Origin of the sequence: Candidatus Erwinia dacicola (assembly GCF_001756855.1) — a bacterium.
GTDB classification, from domain to species: Bacteria; Pseudomonadota; Gammaproteobacteria; order Enterobacterales; family Enterobacteriaceae; genus Erwinia; species Erwinia dacicola.
Genome location: NZ_MAYS01000073.1, coordinates 1 through 3,209, shown reverse-complemented (window position 1 = coordinate 3,209; position 3,209 = coordinate 1). Strand labels below are relative to the sequence as shown.

Annotated in this window: 1 protein-coding gene and 2 pseudogenes; 1 reads left to right on the top strand and 2 read right to left on the bottom strand. The window is 50.5% G+C overall.

Features of this window, described 5'->3' with window-relative positions; genetic code table 11:
- Window positions 1-65: 65 nt before the first annotated feature.
- On the bottom strand, window positions 66-707 hold the full coding sequence (locus BBW68_RS01980; protein ID WP_070133784.1) for a recombinase family protein: 642 nt from the start codon (window positions 705-707) through the stop codon (window positions 66-68).
- Window positions 708-947: 240 nt separating this feature from the next.
- Here BBW68_RS01980 and BBW68_RS01975 point away from each other — a divergent pair.
- Window positions 948-2,803, top strand: a pseudogene (locus BBW68_RS01975) (Tn3 family transposase); the annotation flags it as partial.
- A gap of 9 nt (window positions 2,804-2,812) precedes the next feature.
- Here the strand turns inward: BBW68_RS01975 and BBW68_RS15440 are convergent.
- A pseudogene (locus BBW68_RS15440) lies at window positions 2,813-3,209 on the bottom strand (transposase); the annotation flags it as partial.

The following is a 3,209-nucleotide window of genomic DNA, read 5'->3' as shown; positions in this document are numbered from 1 at the left end:
CCAGCGGCCGCTTCAGGTAGGGGTCAGTTTGGATAACGAAAATTATTGTACGTTAAGGCTACTTTTTAATCAGACTCAACTTCTTTATAGAAGGCCTGAATGCGACAAACTTGGGAAGTACTGTAGCCTGTCGCGTCTGCTGTTTCTCGGATGCTCAGTTTCTTAATCTGCCGGTAGTACAGGACTTTCTGATGTCGTTCCTGATCTGCCTGCTTTCCCCGGTATCTACCCAACGTATGCGCCCGTTCAATTCCCTGCTTTTGCCGTTGGCGGCGACTCAGCCAGTCCTTATGTGACATCGCGGCCATCAGGTCGATAAGCATGTTATTAATGGCTGCTATCACGGCGCGTGTGATCGGGTCAGCTTGCGAAGGGTCTGTCTCTGACAGCGCCTGCCATGAGGTAGGGACATCTAGGCTGACAATCCGTAACTCATGCTGCTCAATCTGCTTTTTCAACGTCATCCAGTCACTGTTGCTAAGACGGGTCAGGCGGTCTATCTGCTCAACCAGCAAAATATCATTACGGTGACTGTCCATCAGTAAGCGACCCAGCTCAGGGCGATCAAGTTTTGTCCCACTGATGTTCTCCCGATAGTAGCTGGCGATTTTATGTCCCCGTTCCTGGACGAACTGCTCTAGCATCTCTTTTGCCCGATCGGCAAACTGATCTTCAGTCGATGCCCTTAAATAAGCTCTGATGAACATTTTTTCACCGCATTATCGCATTTAAGTTATTGCATTTATTCTATCGCATATAGGTTATGTCATTCATCGTGTGTCGTCACGTTTTGGTTATTGCAGCAGGGTGTACCCTTATGCGATAACCATTTTTGTTAAAAATAATGCATCTAATAATTTATGAGGGAAACTATATGGCAAGGAGGCAGATTCTTTCTCTGTTAGAAAGAGAATCATTACTGGCATTACCGGACGATGAGTTAACGCGAACTCTACCGCTATCTTGGCGTAAAGGCGTTCACCGGCAAAATACAGCAGGACTGTATTACACACCTGCTGTCGATGGCGACGCGCACCGATAAAGGAATTCTCCTGGCCGAAGAGTTACTGGTCTATCTCCGGCAGAACAACGTTATAATCCCCGCGATTGATGTCGTGGAGCGTACCTGTGCGGAGGCCATGGCCGGCGGCGATAAAATCGTATTTCAGACTCTGAATTCCCCGTTAACTCCGGCTCACAGGGATGCCCTGGATCGTTTACTTGAGTCATCAGATAATCAATCTTCCAGGCTGACATGGCTTCTGCAACCGCCGGGTAAAATCAATGGTAAGAACGTGCTGCAACATCTTGATTGGCTCAGTAGCATTGAATCGCTGGCATTACCGGAAGGTATAGATCGTACCATTCACCAGAACCGGTTGCTGAAACTGGCGCGGGAAGGCCGAAAGATGAGCAGCCGGGATTTAACCCGATTTTCAGCAGCCCGGCGTCATGCGATCCTGGTGTGCGTACTGGAAGAAGCCAGAGCCACACTGACAGACGAAGTGATTGAGCTGCATGAACGCATGCTGAACAGTCTTTTCAGCAAAGCCAAAAGAACACAGGCTGAGCGCCTTCAGCAGACCGGAAAGCTGATCCAGTCAAAACTGAGGCAGTACATCGATGTCGGTCAGGCGCTGTCTGATGCCCGTGATTCCGGTGGCGATCCATGGCTTGCAATAGAAAACATACTCCCATGGCCTGAATTTGTCGCCAGTCTGGAGGAAACACGCCATTTTGCTAGAAAAAATAATTTTGACCCGCTGCATATTATTACTGAGAAATACAGCACATTACGGAAATATGCCCAGCGCATGTTGTCAACTTTACAGTTAGTCGCAACTCCGGCTGCGCAATCTCTGGCTGATGCACTGGTTGTGATCAAGGATATGTACCGGAAGCAGTCACGTAAAGTTCCTGCGACAGCGCCGCTTGAGTTTGTCCCTGAAAGCTGGCGCAAGGTGGTGATTACACCTGCGGGTATTGACCGGCAGTATTATGAATTTTGTGCGCTCAGCGAGCTTAAGGGGGCGTTGCGCTCCGGGGATATCTGGGTTAAAGGCTCGCGCCGCTACAAAAATTTTGATGATTACCTCATTCCCGAAAAGGACTTTGACAAACTCACACCAGCGCTACCACTGCCCGTATCTGCTGATTATCATGAGTACATTACCAGCCGTATGACCCTGCTTCAGTCCAGACTTGAAGAGATCAATGTCATGGCGGCCCTTAGTGAACTGCCCGATGTGGAAATCTCTGACAAGGGCTTAAAGGTCTCTCCACTGGATAACTGCGTTCCGGCACAGGTTTCACCGCTAGCAGAACTGGTTTACAGCATGCTACCGCGCCCAAAAATCACGGAAATTCTCGATGAAGTAAACAGCTGGACGACGTTTACTCGACATTTTTTGCATATAAAAAATGATATTACCCGTCCCGATACCCGCCTGCTCCTCACCACCATTGCATCATCAGTCGGGTCAGAGATTCAACCCATGTACTCGATGGCTTGCTGTACCACGAAAGCGACCTGGAAATCAGGGAGCATTACACCGATACCGCAGGTTTCACCGATCATATCTTTGCCCTGATGCATCTGCTGGGATTTGCGTTCTGTCCGCGAATCAGGGATCTCCACGACAAGAAGCTGTTTATTAAAGGGAGAGCGGACCAATATCCGGCGCTTCAGTCACTAGTATCAACGACCAGGCTGCACCTGAAAGAGATCGAGATTCACTGGCGTGAAGTGTTGGGTCGAGTCCGTCAAGGTGGTGTAAATTCAGATCCGGCCTTCCGGTCGGTAATATGTCTGTTAAGCGCTGAGTGGCAGCGTCTCGATCACATCGTTTTCAGCGGTCTGCTCTATCTCCGCCATGCTGTGCTGCGGCATGGTAGCGGTTCTGCAACAGCCATTCTTCGTTCTGCTCCGTCAGCACCGCACTCAGAAGCCGGGTTATGCTCTCTTCGTTGGGGAAGATACCCACCACGTGGGAACGCCGCTTCACCTCTTTATTCAGGCGCTCCAGCGTGTTCGTGGAGTGGATTTTCACCCGGTGCGCTCCCGGGAACCCGAAGTACGCCAGCCCCTCCGCCTCCGCTTCGTCCATCATCTCTGTGACTGCCGGAAAGTTCTTTTCCAGCTGGGCCGCGACCTCGCGCCAGGTGGCATGGGCGTTTTGTTCCTCCGTCTGCACGAACACCTGTTGCAG